We start from the raw sequence: 1,201 nt of genomic DNA, 5'->3' as shown, positions 1-1,201 counted from the left end.
TCCCTCCCGACAGGCCCCCACCCGGCGGCACCGTTCCGCCGGGTGGGGGCCCCTCCCTCCGAGGAAAGCGATCGCGCCATGACGAGCACACTGACCCCGCCGGCGACGGCGACACCGCCGAGGGGCGGGCGGCCCGCCGCGCCCCGCGTCCCCCTGACCTTCCGCCAGCGGCTCGGCCGCTTCGACGTGAAGGCCTCTCCCTACCTCTACATCTCGCCGTTCTTCCTGCTCTTCGCGATCACCGGCGCGTTCCCCCTCGTCTACACGCTCGTCGTCTCGCTCTACGACTGGGAGCTGCTGCAGGGCCAGGGCGACTTCGTCGGCCTCGGCAACTTCGCGGCCGTGCTCGGCGACCGGTTCTTCTGGAACTCGATCGTCAACACCGTCAGCATCTTCCTGCTGTCCACGATCCCCCAGCTGCTCGTCGCGCTCCTCCTGGCGGCCGCTCTCGACCAGTCGCTGCGCGCCAGGACCTTCTGGCGGATGAGCGTCCTGCTGCCCTACATCGTGTCCCCGGTCGCCGTGGCGCTCATCTTCTCGAGCGTGTTCAGCGAGCAGGACGGCCTGGCGAACAACCTCCTCGGCCTGATCGGCGTCCCCCAGATCGACTGGATCAACGACCGCCTGGCCAGCCACGTCGCCATCGCCTCGATGGTCAACTGGCGCTGGACCGGCTACAACGCCCTGATCCTCCTGGCCGCGATGCAGGCCGTGCCCCGCGACCTGCACGAGTCGGCCGCGATCGACGGAGCCGGCGCGTTCCGCCGCTTCGTGTCGATCACGATCCCGAACATCCGCCCGACCCTGATCTTCGTCGTCATCACGGCGACCATCGGCGGACTGCAGATCTTCGCCGAGCCGCGCCTCTTCGACGTGTCGAACGCCGGCGGCATCGGCGGCTCGGACCGCCAGTTCCAGACCACCGTCCTCTACCTCTGGGAGATGGCGTTCTTCCGCGGCAACTTCGGCGAGGCGGCCGCGATCGCGTGGCTGCTGTTCCTCCTGATCGTGCTGATCGGGCTGGTGAACTTCGCGGTCTCGCGGAGGATCGCCTCGGTCGAGAACCGGGTGCTCGGCAAGCGGGCGCAGAAGAAGGCCGCGGCCGTGCTGGCCGCCTCGGCCGACCGCGCCGACGAGATCGCCGCGACCGACCCCCTCCTGTCCTCCACCGGCCTCGGCCAGAAAGCGAGCGAGCGATGAC

General features: G+C 69.7%; 1 protein-coding gene. It reads left to right on the top strand.

All coding sequences use genetic code 11. The features are described from left to right. The first annotated feature begins 78 nt into the window (after positions 1 to 78). The gene (locus NB037_RS19275; protein WP_251948676.1) at positions 79 to 1,200 is read left to right on the top strand and encodes a carbohydrate ABC transporter permease; all 1,122 of its coding nucleotides are present in this window, start codon (positions 79 to 81) and stop codon (positions 1,198 to 1,200) included. Position 1,201: the final 1 nt, after the last annotated feature.

The organism is Rathayibacter rubneri, from assembly GCF_023743255.1.
Classification (GTDB): Bacteria; Actinomycetota; Actinomycetes; order Actinomycetales; family Microbacteriaceae; genus Rathayibacter; species Rathayibacter rubneri.
Note: the sequence above shows the minus strand (reverse complement) of the source record. Positions and strands in the feature narration are given on the sequence as shown.

Bases quoted from the DNA above. Each gene is read 5' to 3' on its own strand.
- NB037_RS19275 (WP_251948676.1), top strand. From the start codon at position 79: ATGACGAGCACACTGACCCCGCCGGCGACGGCGACACCGCCGAGGGGC.